General features: G+C 61.8%; 14 protein-coding genes. 9 read left to right on the top strand and 5 right to left on the bottom strand.

The genetic code is table 11. The features are described 5' to 3' along the window. Positions 1-89: 89 nt before the first annotated feature. Both KJQ96_RS06000 and KJQ96_RS05995 read right to left on the bottom strand, forming a co-directional pair. Positions 90-278, bottom strand: coding sequence for a hypothetical protein (locus tag KJQ96_RS06000; protein ID WP_213285761.1), 189 nt, complete (start codon positions 276-278; stop codon positions 90-92). 229 nt (positions 279-507) lie between these two features. Next, positions 508-825, bottom strand: coding sequence for a hypothetical protein (locus KJQ96_RS05995; protein WP_213285760.1), 318 nt, complete (start codon positions 823-825; stop codon positions 508-510). A 505-nt stretch (positions 826-1330) separates the two neighbouring features. Between KJQ96_RS05995 and KJQ96_RS05990 the strand changes: the two genes are divergently transcribed. Both KJQ96_RS05990 and KJQ96_RS05985 read left to right on the top strand, forming a co-directional pair. Then, the gene (locus tag KJQ96_RS05990) at positions 1331-2515 is read left to right on the top strand and encodes a sulfite oxidase (RefSeq protein WP_249733772.1); all 1185 of its coding nucleotides are present in this window, start codon (positions 1331-1333) and stop codon (positions 2513-2515) included. Further along, positions 2512-2862: a hypothetical protein gene (locus KJQ96_RS05985; RefSeq protein WP_213285758.1), complete on the top strand. Its 351-nt coding sequence runs from the start codon at positions 2512-2514 to the stop codon at positions 2860-2862. Before KJQ96_RS05990 ends, KJQ96_RS05985 begins: the two co-directional genes overlap by 4 nt. Before the next feature lie 720 nt (positions 2863-3582). On the opposite strand, the gene KJQ96_RS05980 is transcribed toward KJQ96_RS05985, so the two are convergent. Then, positions 3583-4536: a cyclase family protein gene (locus KJQ96_RS05980; RefSeq protein WP_213285757.1), complete on the bottom strand. Its 954-nt coding sequence runs from the start codon at positions 4534-4536 to the stop codon at positions 3583-3585. Positions 4537-4746: 210 nt separating this feature from the next. Between KJQ96_RS05980 and KJQ96_RS05975 the strand changes: the two genes are divergently transcribed. After that, positions 4747-5835 carry a TRAP transporter substrate-binding protein gene (locus KJQ96_RS05975; protein ID WP_213285756.1) on the top strand — a complete coding sequence of 363 codons (1089 nt, stop codon included), beginning with the start codon at positions 4747-4749 and terminating at the stop codon, positions 5833-5835. A gap of 48 nt (positions 5836-5883) precedes the next feature. Here KJQ96_RS05975 and KJQ96_RS05970 read toward each other — a convergent pair whose 3' ends face one another. After that, a complete protein-coding gene (locus KJQ96_RS05970) occupies positions 5884-6762 on the bottom strand; it encodes an oxaloacetate decarboxylase (protein ID WP_213285755.1) in 879 nt (292 codons plus the stop codon). A gap of 1079 nt (positions 6763-7841) precedes the next feature. Here KJQ96_RS05970 and KJQ96_RS05965 point away from each other — a divergent pair. The 6 genes from KJQ96_RS05965 to KJQ96_RS05940 all read left to right on the top strand — a co-directional run bounded on the left by KJQ96_RS05965 (position 7842) and on the right by KJQ96_RS05940 (position 13778). Continuing rightward, positions 7842-8549, top strand: a complete 708-nt coding sequence (locus tag KJQ96_RS05965) for a TetR/AcrR family transcriptional regulator (RefSeq protein ID WP_213285754.1) — start codon at positions 7842-7844, stop codon at positions 8547-8549. Further along, positions 8546-9331, top strand: a complete 786-nt coding sequence (locus tag KJQ96_RS05960) for an HlyD family secretion protein (protein WP_213285753.1) — start codon at positions 8546-8548, stop codon at positions 9329-9331. Before KJQ96_RS05965 ends, KJQ96_RS05960 begins: the two co-directional genes overlap by 4 nt. Next, positions 9328-10272, top strand: a complete 945-nt coding sequence (locus KJQ96_RS05955) for an ABC transporter ATP-binding protein (protein WP_213285752.1) — start codon at positions 9328-9330, stop codon at positions 10270-10272. The genes KJQ96_RS05960 and KJQ96_RS05955 overlap by 4 nt, the downstream gene beginning before the upstream one ends. Continuing rightward, complete coding sequence (locus tag KJQ96_RS05950) at positions 10269-11435, top strand: ABC transporter permease (RefSeq protein WP_213285751.1); 1167 nt, start codon at positions 10269-10271, stop codon at positions 11433-11435. The genes KJQ96_RS05955 and KJQ96_RS05950 overlap by 4 nt, the downstream gene beginning before the upstream one ends. Before the next feature lie 89 nt (positions 11436-11524). Next, complete coding sequence (locus KJQ96_RS05945) at positions 11525-12853, top strand: adenylate/guanylate cyclase domain-containing protein (protein WP_375293142.1); 1329 nt, start codon at positions 11525-11527, stop codon at positions 12851-12853. Positions 12854-12863: 10 nt separating this feature from the next. Beyond that, a complete protein-coding gene (locus tag KJQ96_RS05940) occupies positions 12864-13778 on the top strand; it encodes a PhzF family phenazine biosynthesis protein (RefSeq protein WP_213285750.1) in 915 nt (304 codons plus the stop codon). A 143-nt stretch (positions 13779-13921) separates the two neighbouring features. On the opposite strand, the gene metW is transcribed toward KJQ96_RS05940, so the two are convergent. Then, on the bottom strand, positions 13922-14590 hold the full coding sequence (metW, locus tag KJQ96_RS05935) for a methionine biosynthesis protein MetW (protein WP_213285749.1): 669 nt from the start codon (positions 14588-14590) through the stop codon (positions 13922-13924). Position 14591: the final 1 nt, after the last annotated feature.

Raw genomic sequence — 14591 nt, 5'->3', positions numbered from 1 at the left:
GAGTGGTCGGCGGGCGTTCGCTTGATGCGCATCCCAGTGGCCAGCGCGCCAACTGTTTCCGAAACGCAGGCTATGCCAAAGCATCTGGCTTAGTCTTCGTCCGGCTCGCGTACGACAGGGGCTTCGTCTGCGCCCTCTTCTTCGTCCTCTTCCTCTTCGTCCTCTTCGTCTTCATCGTCTTCCTCAGGATCTCGAGGCGGCATCGTGTTGCCCACGATCGCGAAGAGATTCCGGTCGATCAACTTGGTAGAAGGTTCCTCGGGGATGTGTAGGGTCATGTTGTTGCTCCTTGGATGTGACCGTGTGAGCCTAAGAGGCGGGCAATCGGTCTCGCCGCTACAAGCCCCGACGAACGGACATCGTTCCGACTGCGGGTTGCTTCGCCGGCGGACACCCATCGGGAGCGGTGACAATGTCAGCTTGTCCCAACGAAAGAAATGGTGCCGTCAAACAACGCGCCGTCGTGTCCGCACAAGAGCGGACACCGAGCAGCAACCGTCCTGCGCCTCAGCTCTGCAGTCCGACAAATCCGCGCAGCTTCTTGACCGTCTCGGCGGCGTCCTGGGCTTCCTCGGTTGTCAGGACGGTGATCTCGCCATTGCGCCTGTGCATGACGCTGTGGTGGATTGGTGCGCCTGAAAGACCGTCCACCTCGGACTTCACCGCGATATCGTCGATTTCGGAGAGCGGGAACTCGACAGGCTTCTTGTTCCACAGCAGCATTTTCTTCTGCAGTATCGCCTTGCCGGCATCCTTGTCGAACGTAAGCGTGGTCGAGCCCGCTTTCAGAACGAGCTTGCCCGGAGCTTCTTCGATACTAGTCATGGCAGGTCTCCGCTGTTTCCAACTTTGACTTGGCGGCTATCGGGCGATGCCTCGATAGACGACGATACTGCCCCTCAGCGACCTGTGATGATGATTGCTGCCAGTACAGAAGTTGCGAGCAATGCAAGTCTAATGACAAGAGTCTGACGACAAGCATGTCCCGCCTTTCTTGTGCGGCGGTCGCATTTTGCGAATCTCGCAAGGTTTGTGGGCCCTGTCGAGCGACAAATTGACGCCAATGCCGGACGCCTCGAAGCGCAGAATCGCGCGCGGCGGCTGCTCCAGGCCGTCTTGCGGCAAGGCAGCAAAACGCGAATACTCCCGCCAGCCGGGTTTCCCCGAAGGGAACTGCGGCCAAAAAGCCCGGCATAGGGCAATGAGGGAGGATATCATGGCACGGGAGTCCGGGCGCGATGCGCCCAATGGCAACAATTTTAGTACGAGCCGGCGCAGATTATTGGGAAGTTCAGGACTCGCTGCGATCGGCGCCGTCCTTGGAGGCGCCATGCCGCTCTCACGCAACGGCGGCGGAATCCCTCAAGCCCATGCGCAGGCCGCTCCCGCCGCGCCCCCTCCGGCCAAGGGACCGCAATACCTGAAATATCCTGGTAAGCACGAAGGCCTCGTCGTGCTCGGCGAAAAGCCGCTGGTCGCCGAGACGCCCGAAAGCCTGCTCGACGACGACACCACGCCGATCGAGAAATTCTACATCCGCAACAACGGGCAGATCCCCGAGGAGACGAAGGATCCGGACGCCTGGAAGATCACCATCGATGGCGAGGTCAACAACAGGATAGAGATCACGCTCGGCGAGTTGAAATCGAAATACAAGGCCGTGACGCGGCGCATGGTGCTGGAATGCGGCGGCAACGGCCGCTCACAGTTCTCACCGCCGGCGCGCGGCAACCAGTGGACCAATGGCGGCGCCGGCTGCGCCGAATGGACCGGCGTGCCGCTCGCCGATCTGCTCAAGAAAGCGGGCCTGAAGCCATCCGCAAAATACACCGCACACTATGCGGCCGATCTTCATCTGTCGGGCGACGCCAATAAGCCGACCATCTCGCGCGGTGTGCGGTTGGAGAAGGCAATGGATCCGAACACGATGATCGTGTGGGGCATGAACGGCAAGCCGCTGCCGAACATCCATGGCGGGCCGGTACGCCTGATCGTGCCGGGCTGGTCAGGCTCGGCCTCGCAGAAATGGCTGACGCGCATCACCATCCGCGACCGCGAGCATGACGGCCCCGGCATGACCGAATTTTCCTATCGCACTCCCATCAAGCCGATGGTGCCCGGCGGCAAGGCCGATCCGGCAAACTTCCGCATTCTGGAATCGATGCCGGTGCGCTCGATCATCACCAATCCTGCGAACGGCGCCAAGTTCGCGGCCGGCACCAAGGAGCTGAAGCTGCGGGGCGCCTCCTGGGCCGGCGATCTCACCGTCAAGCAGGTGGATATCTCGACCGATTTCGGCGCGAGCTGGCAGCGGGCCACGCTTGAGAAACCGAAGAACAAGTATGATTGGCAGCGCTGGACCGCGACCTTGAAACTGCCGAGTGACGGCTATTTCGAGATCTGGGCGCGCGCCACCGATTCCAAAGGCGCGATGCAGCCGCATCAGGCCGGCTTCTGGAATCCGCAAGGCTATGGCGGCAACGCCATGCACCGCATCGCTGTGCTGGTCGGATGATGCAGCGCTTGGTGTGGTTCGCGATGGCCGGCGCGCTCTGGATCATGCCGGCCACGGCGCAGACAAGCTTTGCGCCACGCGAGGAAAGTCCGGAGGAGTTTCCGGCAGGTCCCGGCCGCGACGAGACCTTCTACGCCTGCACTGCCTGCCACGGTTTCCGCCTAGTGGCGCAGCAGGGCATGACGCGTGCGCAGTGGGAGGATTCGATCAACCTGATGATCCGCCGCCACAACATGCCGCCGCTCGACGACAAGGACCGCGAAAAGGTCTTAAGCTATCTCGAGACGGCCTATCCGCCGCGCGCGCCAGCGGGCCGGGGAGGCTGGGTGAATCCGTTTGCGAAGTGAGCGCTCGCTGCTCACGCTCCGCCCAGTGATCTCGCAGATCAGATGATTCGCTTGGGTCGGCGGACATGCGTATTTGATATTACAGCCATGTGATTGCGCCGGGCATTTTGCGCGGCGAGGTGCAAATTGATGCATGAGTGCGAGGTATTTGGTCTCGCATTTGTTGGTACGAGTACCTATCTCTCGTACTAGGGAAGGAAAATCGCCCAGGGACAACTCCGATAAAGGAGCCATCCATGGCGAACGTACTCACCACTGGGGCCTGGTTTTCTGCCCCGACCGGGAAGCCCTCATTTTTCACCCGATTGTTGCGCGTTCAAATCGAAGCCCGTCAGCGGCGGGCTGACCGTGTCGTTGCGCAGTACCTTGCCGCCCGCGGGTTCAAACCGACTGACGACGCCGAGCATCAGGCCGGGCGTCTGCTTGCTAAAGCGGGGCGGCAGCCATGATCACACTCATCCTCGTGCAGTTGACAACCAGGCTCGCTCGCCTTGGGAAGGAGGGTCTTGCGGCGTGGCACGAAGCCCAGCGCCTTCGCCGTCTCCTTCCGGGCCCGACCGAGGAGTAGCAAGCGTAGCCCGCATGAGCCAACGGGTCGCGCGAATGCGCGCCACGCGACGAGCGCAATTGCGCTCGCGCGGCGATGACAGGCTCAGCGGCATGGGGGGCGGCCGGCCCCGCATATGGCGTTGCTCGTGCGGGCTACTTGTTCGCTGCTCGTTACCTCACCGCGATCGGCGACACCGTGGAGCCGGAGCCGCCCTGAATTTTGAGCGGCTGCATCACGAAGGCGAATTCTCCGACGCCCTTTTGCACGAGCTCGTCGAGCTTGAGATTCTCCAACAGATGGATGCCGTTCACCACGAGCGCGATCTGGTGCACCGGAAGCGACAGTTGCTTGTCGGGGTTGGGCGCGACTTCGACCGGCCAGTTGTCGGCGCCGAGCAGCATCGGGTCCTTTGCGGCAAGCCAGAGCGCGGCCGGCACGCCGATGCCCGGGCAGGATTTCACGTAGCGCGGGTTGTCCTTGCCGTAGAGCTTGCCCCAGCCGGTGTGGATGATCACCGCGTCGCCGGGTTGCAGCGTCAGGTTTTGCTTCTTCAGGGCGCCCTCGAGATCTTCCACGGTGATTTCGTAATTGTCGCCCAGCATGTCGACGCCCTTGAAGCCCGCGACATCGATCAGGACGCCGCGCGTGAACAGCGTGCCCACATTATGGATTCCGAACTTCTTGAATCCGGTGCGATCTGAGTTCTCGTCTACCTTCTGGCAATTGTACCAGCTATTGAGATGGGTCTGGTGCGCAAAGCCGTCGAACTGCGTGCCGACCTGGCCAAGCTCGGTAATGATGATCTCTTCGTTCGAGCCACGCATGTTGGAGAACTGGTTCATGAACGTGCGCTTGGTATGCATGTCGAAGCGCCGCGTTCCGAAGAACGCCATGCTCGGACCGAGCACGTGCGCCAGCTCGATCACCTCGCCGGTCTTGATCAGCTTCGCCGCGTTCATCACGGCCGCGGGCTTCTGGTGATTGGCCGAACCGCGCTCGTCGGCCGCGCCCCATTTCGACGGACAGCGTTGGCTTTCGGACGGAACGGTCCAGGTCGGCGCTTGCGCGTAGGCAGCAGCGGAAAACGAAAGCGCGATCGCCGCACCCAATGTGAATGCTTTCATCGGTAACCTCCCAGAAGAGGGCGCTCTGGAGACGGCACCCCTGGGATCAATAATGCTGGTCCGATTGAGGCGGTTCAAGCGACAATTCGCCTGACCGCGCGAGGTTGTGCTTTCACGCATGCCTCGAAGTCCGTTATGATGAGATCAAACGGACGCGGAAGGCGCTTCGCCCCACGCCAATCGACTTTCCTTTAAGGGAGTAAGCACATCATGAAACGCCGTACGTTCCTCAAAGGCGGCGCCGTGGTCGGCGCGACGACGCTGGTTGCGGCACCTGCGATTGCGCAGGCAGCGCCCGAGATCAAGTGGCGTTTGACCTCGAGCTTTCCGAAGTCGCTCGAAACCATCTTCGGCACGGCGCAGACTTTCGCGAAATACGTGGCTGATGCCACCGACAACAAGTTTCAGATTCAAACCTTTGCGGCAGGCGAGATCGTGCCCGGCCTGCAGGCGCTTGATGCGGTGAGCTCTTCGACCGTCGAGATCGCGCAGACGCCGCTCTATTTCTACATCGGCAAGGAGCCGGCGCTAACCTATGCGACGGGCGCGCCCTTCGGCATGAACCATCGCCATCAGCATTCCTGGTGGACGTTCGGCGGCGGCGCTGATCTCTGCAACGAGGCGCTGAAGCCTTTCAAGGCGCACGCGATTCTGTGCGGCAATTCCGGCACGCAAATGGGCGGCTGGTTCCGCAAGGAGATCAAGACGGTCGACGATCTCAAAGGCCTTAAATTCCGCATCGCAGGCATGGGCGGCCATGTGCTCGCAAGGCTTGGCGTCGTGCCGCAGCAGATCGCGGGCGGTGACGTATATCCGGCACTCGAGCGAGGAACGATCGATGCCGCGGAGTTCGTCGGTCCCTATGACGATGAGAAGCTCGGCTTCTACAAGGTGGCGAAGTACTACTATTTTCCCGGCTGGTGGGAAGGCGGGGCCATGCTGCACATGGCCGTGAACGAGGAGAAGTGGAATGCGCTTCCCAAGCCATACCAGGCGATCCTCAACCAGGCCGCTTCGGCAGCCGGCGCGTGGATGATCGAAAAATATGACAGCGTCAATCCTGCTTCGTTGAAGCGGCTTGTCGCCAATGGAGCGGAGTTGCGCGCGTTTCCGCAGCCGGTCTTGGAGGCCTGCTACAAGGCCACGCAGGACCATCTGAACGAAATCGCCGAGAAGAGTCCGTTGTTCAAGAAGACCAAGGAGAGCCACGACGCCTACATGAAGGAAGTGCTGTTCTATACGCAGATCGCGGAAAACTACTACGACAACTATCTGCTCAGCAAAATGCGCAAGGGGTGAGGGCGATCGGGAGAGTCGGAATTGCTGGCGATAGCCAGCCAAATTGTCCTAGCTCGGCGCTGTGAACGTTGCTGCGTAACGCGCTTCCAGGGCGTCAAAGGCCGGCTTACCTACGAGCCTTTGACGTTCGGCGAAAGAAGTCACGGCGTCTTCAGCGAGAACGCCTTCCTTCTTCAGGGAAGACAGCGTCATCTGCATGCCATGCACGGCTCCCTGTAAGGCTGCGTTGGCGTATAGGACAAGGCTGAAACCAATCTCCGCGGCCGTCCCTTCGTCAACGATGGGAGTCTTGCCTCCAAGCACCATGTTGAGCAGTTGAGGCGCCTTCAACCGGGAGGGAATAGCCTTGAGGTCTTCAAACGTTTCCGGCGCTTCGACAAAGGTCACGTCCGCACCTGCCTCGATGTAACGGCTCGCCCGCTCGATGGCCGCCTCAAACCCGTCGACGGCGCACGCATCAGTTCGAGCGATGATGATCAGATTTTGCCGTCGCGTGTCGACTGCGGCGTTTATCTTGCCAATCATCTCCTCCGCCGATATCAACTCCTTGCCGCTGAAATGTCCGCAGCGCTTTGGCGCGTGTTGGTCCTCGATCTGAATGGCGCTGGCGCCTGCCTGTTCCAAGCCGCGCACGGTGTGCGTGACATTGATCGCATTGCCAAAGCCGGTGTCCGCATCGACTATCAATGGAAGATCAATCACGCCGCGGATGGCGATGACGTGCTCGGTAGCCTGGGTCAGGTCCATGAATCCCAGGTCCGGCAAGCCTAGGTGCATATTGGTGAGTCCGGCACCAGTCAGGTAAACCGCTTTGAAACCGAGATCGGCGACAATTCGAGCCGCGAGTGCGTTCGGCGCGCCCGGCAAGAGAACTCCCTTCTCCTCGCGAAGCATGGTTCTAAGCGTTTCGATGTGGGAAATCGGCATCGGTCGCCTCCTGTCACTTCGACGCAATCGCGATCATGCAGTGCCCAAGTTTAACATACTCTCGAACTCCGAAGGTCGTCCGTTCCCAAAGGACTTGAACACCGAGTTGCCGGCTCATTGCGGTCGGTCAGTGCCCGCTTGGGAGGTGGCAACTCGCTCGAATCTTTCGCTTCGGCAGGTCGTGACGTCACGGCCAAGGCGCCGCAGGTGGCCACGGCCGAGAGTGCCTGCAGCATCGACGCCGATCTCCGCGTCCAAGTCGGTAATCGCGTTGCGCCAAAAATCTAATTTGCTGAACGATTCCAATCTGATTTGGGTCGTCCAGTCTCGCTCGCAAAAATAATCAGCTTCCCTTTCACCCCAAATCAGTGGCTATTTCCCGCCGTCCCGTCTCGGCAAGAGGGGCGTATCGCGATCGTCACGAACGCGAGGCGGGATGCGGTGGACGCGAGGACGTCGGCGCGCAAAGTGGTTGCAGGGCGAGATCAAACTCGTGAGCGGCTCACGGCACGCAAGATGAACGACGCTCGTTGCGTACGGCAAAACCGTGTGGTCCTGACACCCGTGGCTGGTGCCAAGCTGCCGGTGGCGAATTTGATCCAACCGGATCGATCTCGCCATCAAGCCGGCAGTGATGGAGGCAAGAGGAATTCGTCTCCAGGGAGAGCACGGCATAAGCCGTCAAACCATTGCGCAGGGAATGCCGGAGTGCTCCGGCTGTACCTGTATGCTCGTGTGCGCATCTCTTAGCGCTTATGCACACGAGACCGCGGGTGCAGCAAGCACCCGGCATTCCCTGCACCCTCTCGTTTTGAGGGAAAAGGTTAGACAAACCTCGCGCGCAATTCGCGTCGCGAGAACGCGAAACTGTAGCCACCGTCGTCGCGACCCGTTGGCTCGCAATGATGCGGGGAAGGGCCGCGGCCTTAGCGGATATCCCACATATGCGGGATGTGATGCTTCCTTGATGACACGCAAAATCCTTGCGCCGGTATTTCGCGGCCTTCGGTCACGTCCATGTGAAAGCCTCGGCTCCGTTCGAAATTGACAATGACTGACCAGTCAGTCATAAATAGAACATGACAAATGAAGCCACCAAAGGCGCCAGGAAATCCACCCCGAAGCCGGCCCTTCGCCGGGCCGGGGCGAGGGCACCGGCCTCCTCGAAGCCCAGGCCGGCCTCCAACCGCGCCGAGCGCGCTGCCGAGCGGCGCGGGGCCATCATCGCGGCGGCGATGGACGAATTCATCGCGCGCGGCTTTGCGGCGACGCGGCTCGACGACATCGCCAAGCGCGCCGGCGTCGCGAAGGGCACGATCTATCTGCACTTCAAGGACAAGGAATCGATGTTCGAGGAATTGATCCGGACCGCCATCGTGCCGCTCGTCACTCGCCTCTGGGCGACGCCTCCGCAGCCCGGAGCATCGGTGCGCGACATGGTGGAGGGCTTTGCCAAGACCTTCATCGAGGAGGTGGCGACCACGCGGCGCGGTGACCTTGTGCGGCTGATCGTTGCCGAAGGCCCGCGATTTCCAGAAGTAGCCGACTTCTATTACCGCGAAGTGGTGTCGCGAGGCCTCGCGGGCATGCGCGCGCTGATCGAACTCGGCATCGCGCGCGGCGAAATTCAACACAAGGACCTGGCGCGGTTTCCGCAAATCATGGTGGCGCCCGCGCTCATCGCCGTGATTTGGCAGAGCCTTTTCAGCAGACATGCGCCACTGGATGCCCTCGAAATGTTTCGGGTGCATCTCGATCTGATTTTTGGCGAACGGAGGACGGCATGACTTCGTCGCGAACGATAGCGACCCTGGCTGCGCTGGCGCTCGCCGTCGTGCTCTCAGGCTGCAAAGAGCGCAGGGATCCGGGCTTCCAGGGCTGGGTCGAGGCTGACATGATCTTTGTCAGCCCCGACGAATCCGGTCGCGTCACCAAACTCAACGTGCGCGAAGGCGACGAGGTGAAACCCGGCATGCAGCTCTATACCGTTGACGACGATTTGCAGCAGGCCGACCTCAATCAAAACAAGGCGACGCTCGCCAATGCGCAGCAGACCTATGACCGCGCGGCGTCGCTGAGCAAGACCGGCTCCGGCACGCAGGCCAACCTCGATTCGGCAACCTCGGCGTTGCGCGTCGCGGAAGCTCGCGTCAATACTTCGCAGACTCGCCTCGCGCGGCGGAGCGGCTTTGCGCCGGTCGCCGGTACCGTCCAGCAGATCTATTTCCGCGAAGGCGAAATGGTGCCGGCGCAGCGGCCCGTGCTGTCGATCATGCCGCCCGGCAACATGAAGATTCGCTTCTTCGTGCCGGAGACAGAACTGCCGAAGCTCGCGATCGGCGACGAGGTGAGGGTGACCTGCGACAATTGCGCGCCCGATCTCACCGCAAAAATCTACTTCATCGCGACGACGGCGGAATACACCCCGCCGGTCATCTACAGCCTCGATGAACGCAACAAGCTGGTCTACCTGATCCAGGCACGGCCGAGCCGGCCCGACGTCTTGCGTGTCGGCCAGCCGATCAGCGTGTTCCTTAATCCCCGGACGCCGGTGGCGGACAAGCGATGAATACAGTGCCTGCATCAGGCCCCGACGTCGCCATCAATGTCGCGGGTCTATCAAAATCGTTCGGCGGCCGCGAGGTCGTGCATGACCTCTCGATGCAGGTGAGGCGCGGCTCGATCTACGGCTTTCTCGGGCCGAACGGCTCCGGCAAGACCACCACCATCCGCATGCTCTGTGGGCTATTGACGCCGGATGCCGGCGAGGGCACCTGCCTCGGCTACGACATCCGCCGCGACGCCGACAAGATCAAGCGCCTGGTTGGCTACATGACGCAGCGCTTCAGCCTGTATCAGGATCTCTCGGTGCGCGAGAACCTCGAATTCGTCGCGCGGCTTTACGGCATGCGTGACGCGCGGGGCGCTGCACGTGACATGATCCGACGGATCGGCCTGAGCGGCCGCGAGGAGCAGCTTGCCGGCGAACTCTCCGGCGGCTGGAAGCAGCGCCTGGCGCTCGGCGCCTGCACGCTGCCCAATCCGCAACTGCTGCTATTGGACGAACCGACGGCCGGCGTCGATCCCAAGGCGCGGCGCGATTTCTGGAACGAGATCCATGCGCTGGCCGCCGAAGGGCTGACGGTGCTGGTCTCGACCCATTACATGGACGAGGCCGAGCGCTGTCACGAGATCGCCTATATCGCCTATGGCCACCTCTTGGCGCACGGCACGGTGGACGAAGTGATCGCGAAATCGGCGTTGTCGACCTACACGGTTTCCGGCGACGACCTCAACGGGCTTGCGGCCGAGCTTGCCGGCAAGCCCGGCATCGACATGGTGGCGCCGTTCGGCACCAGCCTGCACGTCTCGGGGCGCGACAAGTCCGCGCTGGAGACAACCATCGCGCCTTATCGTGATAAGAGGGGATGGCGCTGGGAGGACAGCGAGCCGTCGCTGGAAGACGTGTTCATCGATCTCATGAACCGCTCAAAGGACAATTTCCAATGAGTGCAACCGATGCTGCCGGCCAAAATCGCGGCGTGCCGGAACCTGCTTTCGGCTTCTGGCGGCGCAGCTATGCGATGCTGGTCAAGGAATTCATCCAGCTCCGCCGCGACCGGGTCTCGTTCGCGATGATCGTGATGATCCCGGTCATGCAGTTGTTGCTGTTCGGCTATGCGATCAACACGACGCCGCGCCATCTGCCGACGGCGGTGCTGATCCAGGAGGATAGCGATCTGGCGCGCTCGGTGCTGAAGGCGCTGGAGAATACCAAGTATTTCCGCTTCACTCGCGAAGTACACAGCGTCGCCGAGTTCGACGATCTCCTGCAGTCCGGCAAGGTGCTGTTCGGGGTCGAGATCCCGCGCGGCTTCGAACGCGCGGTGCGGCGCGGCGACCGTCCGGCGCTGCTTGTCGCGGCTGATGCGACCGATCCGGTCGCGGCCGGCTCTGCGCTGGGCACGCTCGGTGCAGTGGTGCAGACCGCGCTCGCGCACGACCTTCACATCGGCGATCCGCCCGCGATGCCGTTCGAGATCAGGGCACATGCCCGTTACAACCCGGCAGCGGAATCTCGGCTCAACATCGTGCCGGGCCTTGTCGGTACCATCCTGACCATGACCATGCTGATCTTCACCGCGCTGTCGGTGACGCGCGAGATCGAGCGCGGCACCATGGAGAGCCTGTTGTCGATGCCGATCAGGCCGGTGGAGGTGATGTTCGGAAAGATCATTCCCTACGTGATCGTCGGCTTCATCCAGGCGTCGCTGATCGTCGGCATCGGGACCTTGCTGTTTGGGGTGCCGATCCTCGGCAGCGTGGCGCTGCTGGCGGCGCTGACGACGCTGTTCATCACCACCAATCTGTCGATCGGCTATACCTTCTCCACCATCGTGCAGAACCAGTTGCAGGCGATGCAGATGTCGATGATGTTTTTCCTGCCGAGCATTCTGTTATCCGGATTCATGTTTCCGTTCGCGGGCATGCCGGTGTGGGCGCAGTATCTCGGCGAGGGACTGCCGCTGACCCATTACATCCGCATCGTCCGCGCCATCATGCTGAAGGGCGCGGCTCCTTCCAACCTGCAATACGACACGATTGCACTCATTGTACTGATGCTGGTGGCAATGACGATCGCCGTGACCCGCTTCCGCCGCACGCTCGATTGAGGCTATATCTTACGGTCATTCCGGGATGGTCCGAAGGACCAGACCCGGAATCTCGAGATTCCGGGTTCGCCTCTTCGAGGCGCCCCGGAATGACAAGGGGCACAATGCTGGGATTCTGGGGCAAGGACAGAAAGGAGCAAGAGCCGACGGTGTCGGCTGACTTCCAGCGTGCGTTGATGCACGAGGTCATGACGACCGAGCTGTTGCGGATCAAGGCGCTGATTGCAACCACTGCACTGCTCGCCATCATTCTCGGGACCGTCTACTTCTTCGCGCCCGAGGCGGTGAGCCGCGTCTGGCACGGCAATCTGAAGCCGGAATATCTCTATTCGATCATCTTGCCGTTCATCCTGTTCGAATTGTGGGTGCATGGCCAGATCACCCGTCACATGCAGAAGGGCCGCGACCTGCCGGTGATCCGGCGCTACCTCGGCGCGCTGATCGAGACTTCGATGCCGACGGTCGCGCTAGCGCTGCACATCAACAGCATGGGCTCGGTGGCCGCGCTCGGCTTCGTGACGCCGATGACCTATTTCATCTTCATCATCCTCTCGACGCTTCGGCTGGATTTCTGGCTCTCCACCTTCACCGGCGCCGTCGCCGCCGTGCAACTGTTTTGCATGGCGATGTTCTACCACCCGCCGACCGGCGTAGAGGCCGAGCCCAGTATCTACTATCACGCTGCGCGCAGCCTGATCATCTTGATCTGCGGCGTGCTCGCCGGCGCGGTCGGGCACCAGTTGCGACGGCAGTTCGAGGCGAGCATCAAGGCCGCGACCGCGCGCGACCGCATCACCAATCTGTTCGGCCAGCACGTCTCACCGCAGGTGGTCGAACGCTTGATGGCCGAGGGCACTAAAACCGACAGCGACATCCGCCGCGTCGCTGTCATGTTCGTCGATTTCCGCAGCTTCACCGCCGGCGCACGCACACGCACGCCGCAGGAAGTAGTGGACCGGCTCGACGGTGCCTTTGCCGTGCTGGTCGACATTCTCGACCGCCACGGCGGCATCGTAAACAAGTTTCTGGGCGACGGATTTCTGGCGCTGTTCGGTGCACCCCTGGAAGCGCCGGATCCGGCGCACCGGGCGGTCGCTGCGGCACGCGAAATGCTTGAAGCCAATGCGCGGGTCAATGAGGCGACGAGCTGGCCGCTGCGCATCGGCATCGGCATTCACCTCGGCGAAGTCGTCGCCGGCAATATCGGCTCGCCCCGGCGCAAGGAATACACCGTGATCGGCGACACCGTGAACTTCGCCTCGCGGCTCGAAGCGCTCAACAAGGACTTCAACTCGCAATTCCTGATCTCCGAAGCGGTTCGCGACGCGCTGGGCGAAGCGTGCCGCGATGCCGTCTCGCTCGGCGAGGTGGAGGTCAGGGGCTATGAGCGGCCGATGGCCGTGTGGCGGTTGGCATAGGAGAGAAAGAATGCAGAGGCGTTATATCACTGTAGACGTTTTCACCGACCGCGCCTTCGGCGGCAATCCGCTTGCCGTGGTGCTCGATGCCGGCGGGCTGTCGACCGAACAGATGCAGGCGATCGCCACCGAGTTCAACTATTCGGAGACGACCTTCGTGCTGCCGCCGCGCGAGCCCACTCACGATGCGCAGGTTCGCATCTTCACCGTGAACCGCGAAATACCGTTCGCGGGCCATCCCAATATCGGCACCGCCTTTGTGCTGGCGACTCTTGCGGAAAAGCCGCAGGCGCGGCTGTTGTTCGAGGAAAAGGCTGGCCTCGTGCCGGTCGAGATTCTGACGGATCATGGCACGGTCGTCAGCACCGAATTCACGGCGCCGCAACCGTTGAAACGGATGTCGCATGTCAGCGTCGAACAGGCAGCGGCCTGCCTCTCGTTGTCGGCTGGCGACGTCAAGACCGACCGTCATCCGCCGCAGGTCATCTCGGTCGGCCTGGCCTTCCTCGCGGTGGAAGTTGCCTCCCGCGAAGCGCTGCGGCGTGCCAGGCCGGACGCCGCGGCGTTCGCAAAAACCTTCCCGTGCGATGGCAGCGACGCCGTCTACTTTTATACGCGCGACGTGCCGGCCGATGAAAGGCCGTGCGATTTGCAGGCGCGAATGTTTCATCCTGGCGCCAGTGGATTGTCCGAAGATCCGGCCACCGGCAGCGCGACGGCCGCCTGCGCGGCGCTGCTTGCCGATCTCGACCCCACCAAGGACGGCGAACTGAAATTGCGGATCGGGCAGGGCGTCGACATGGGCCGGCCGAGCCTGTTGCTGACACGCGTCCGCAAAGAGAATGGCGTGATTTCGTCCATTCACGTCGGCGGCAGCAGCGTGAAGATGATGGAGGGCACGTTGCAGCTAGACGGGAAGGGGTGATGTTTTTCCGTCATTCCGGGGCGATGCGACAGCATCGAACTATGGTGCGCAATTGCGCACCTGAGAATCTCGAGATTCCCCGATGCGCAATTGCGCATCTGAGGTCTGGTCCTTCGGACTATCCCGGAATGACGGCAGTGGCGTCACTTCCCCTTCCCGCCCCTACTCAGCAAAAACACGCCCTGCTCGCCGAACATGTTCCAGACCCACCAGGGCAGGTTCAGCGGCACCGGGCGGCCGTAGAGATCGAGCGCCACCGCGCGCTCCATCTTGACGTTGATCTCGTCGCAGAGCTGGACGAAATCCTTGATCGTGCAGAAATGGATATTCGGCGTGTCGTACCAGGTCGCCGGCAGGTTTTCGGTGCGCGGCATGTGGCCGCCGACGAGCAGTTGCAGCCGCATCTTCCAGAAGCCGAAATTCGGGAACGACACGATCGCGCGTCGGCCGATGCGCAGCAGGTTTTCCAACACCGGCTTCGGCTGCCGCGTCGCCTGCAACGTCTGCGACAGGATGACGTAATCGAAGGCATCGTCGGGATAGTTGATGAGGTCGGTATCGGCGTCGCCCTGCACCACGGCGAGGCCCCGGGCGACGCAGCGGTTAACGCCCTCGCGCGACAATTCGATGCCGCGGCCATCGATGCCGCGGCTCTCCAGGAGTTGCAGCAATTCGCCGTCGCCGCAGCCGACGTCGAGCACTTTTGAGCCGGCCGCAATCATCTCAGCGACGAGGAGATGATCGGTGCGATATTTGCCGGTGCGATCGGGCGCTATGCCGCCGAGCGGCAACGCTTGTTCCTGAAGGGTCATA

It is taken from the genome of Bradyrhizobium sp. sGM-13, from assembly GCF_018398875.1.
GTDB lineage: Bacteria > Pseudomonadota > Alphaproteobacteria > Rhizobiales > Xanthobacteraceae > Bradyrhizobium.
This window is presented reverse-complemented; position numbering and strand designations above follow the sequence as displayed.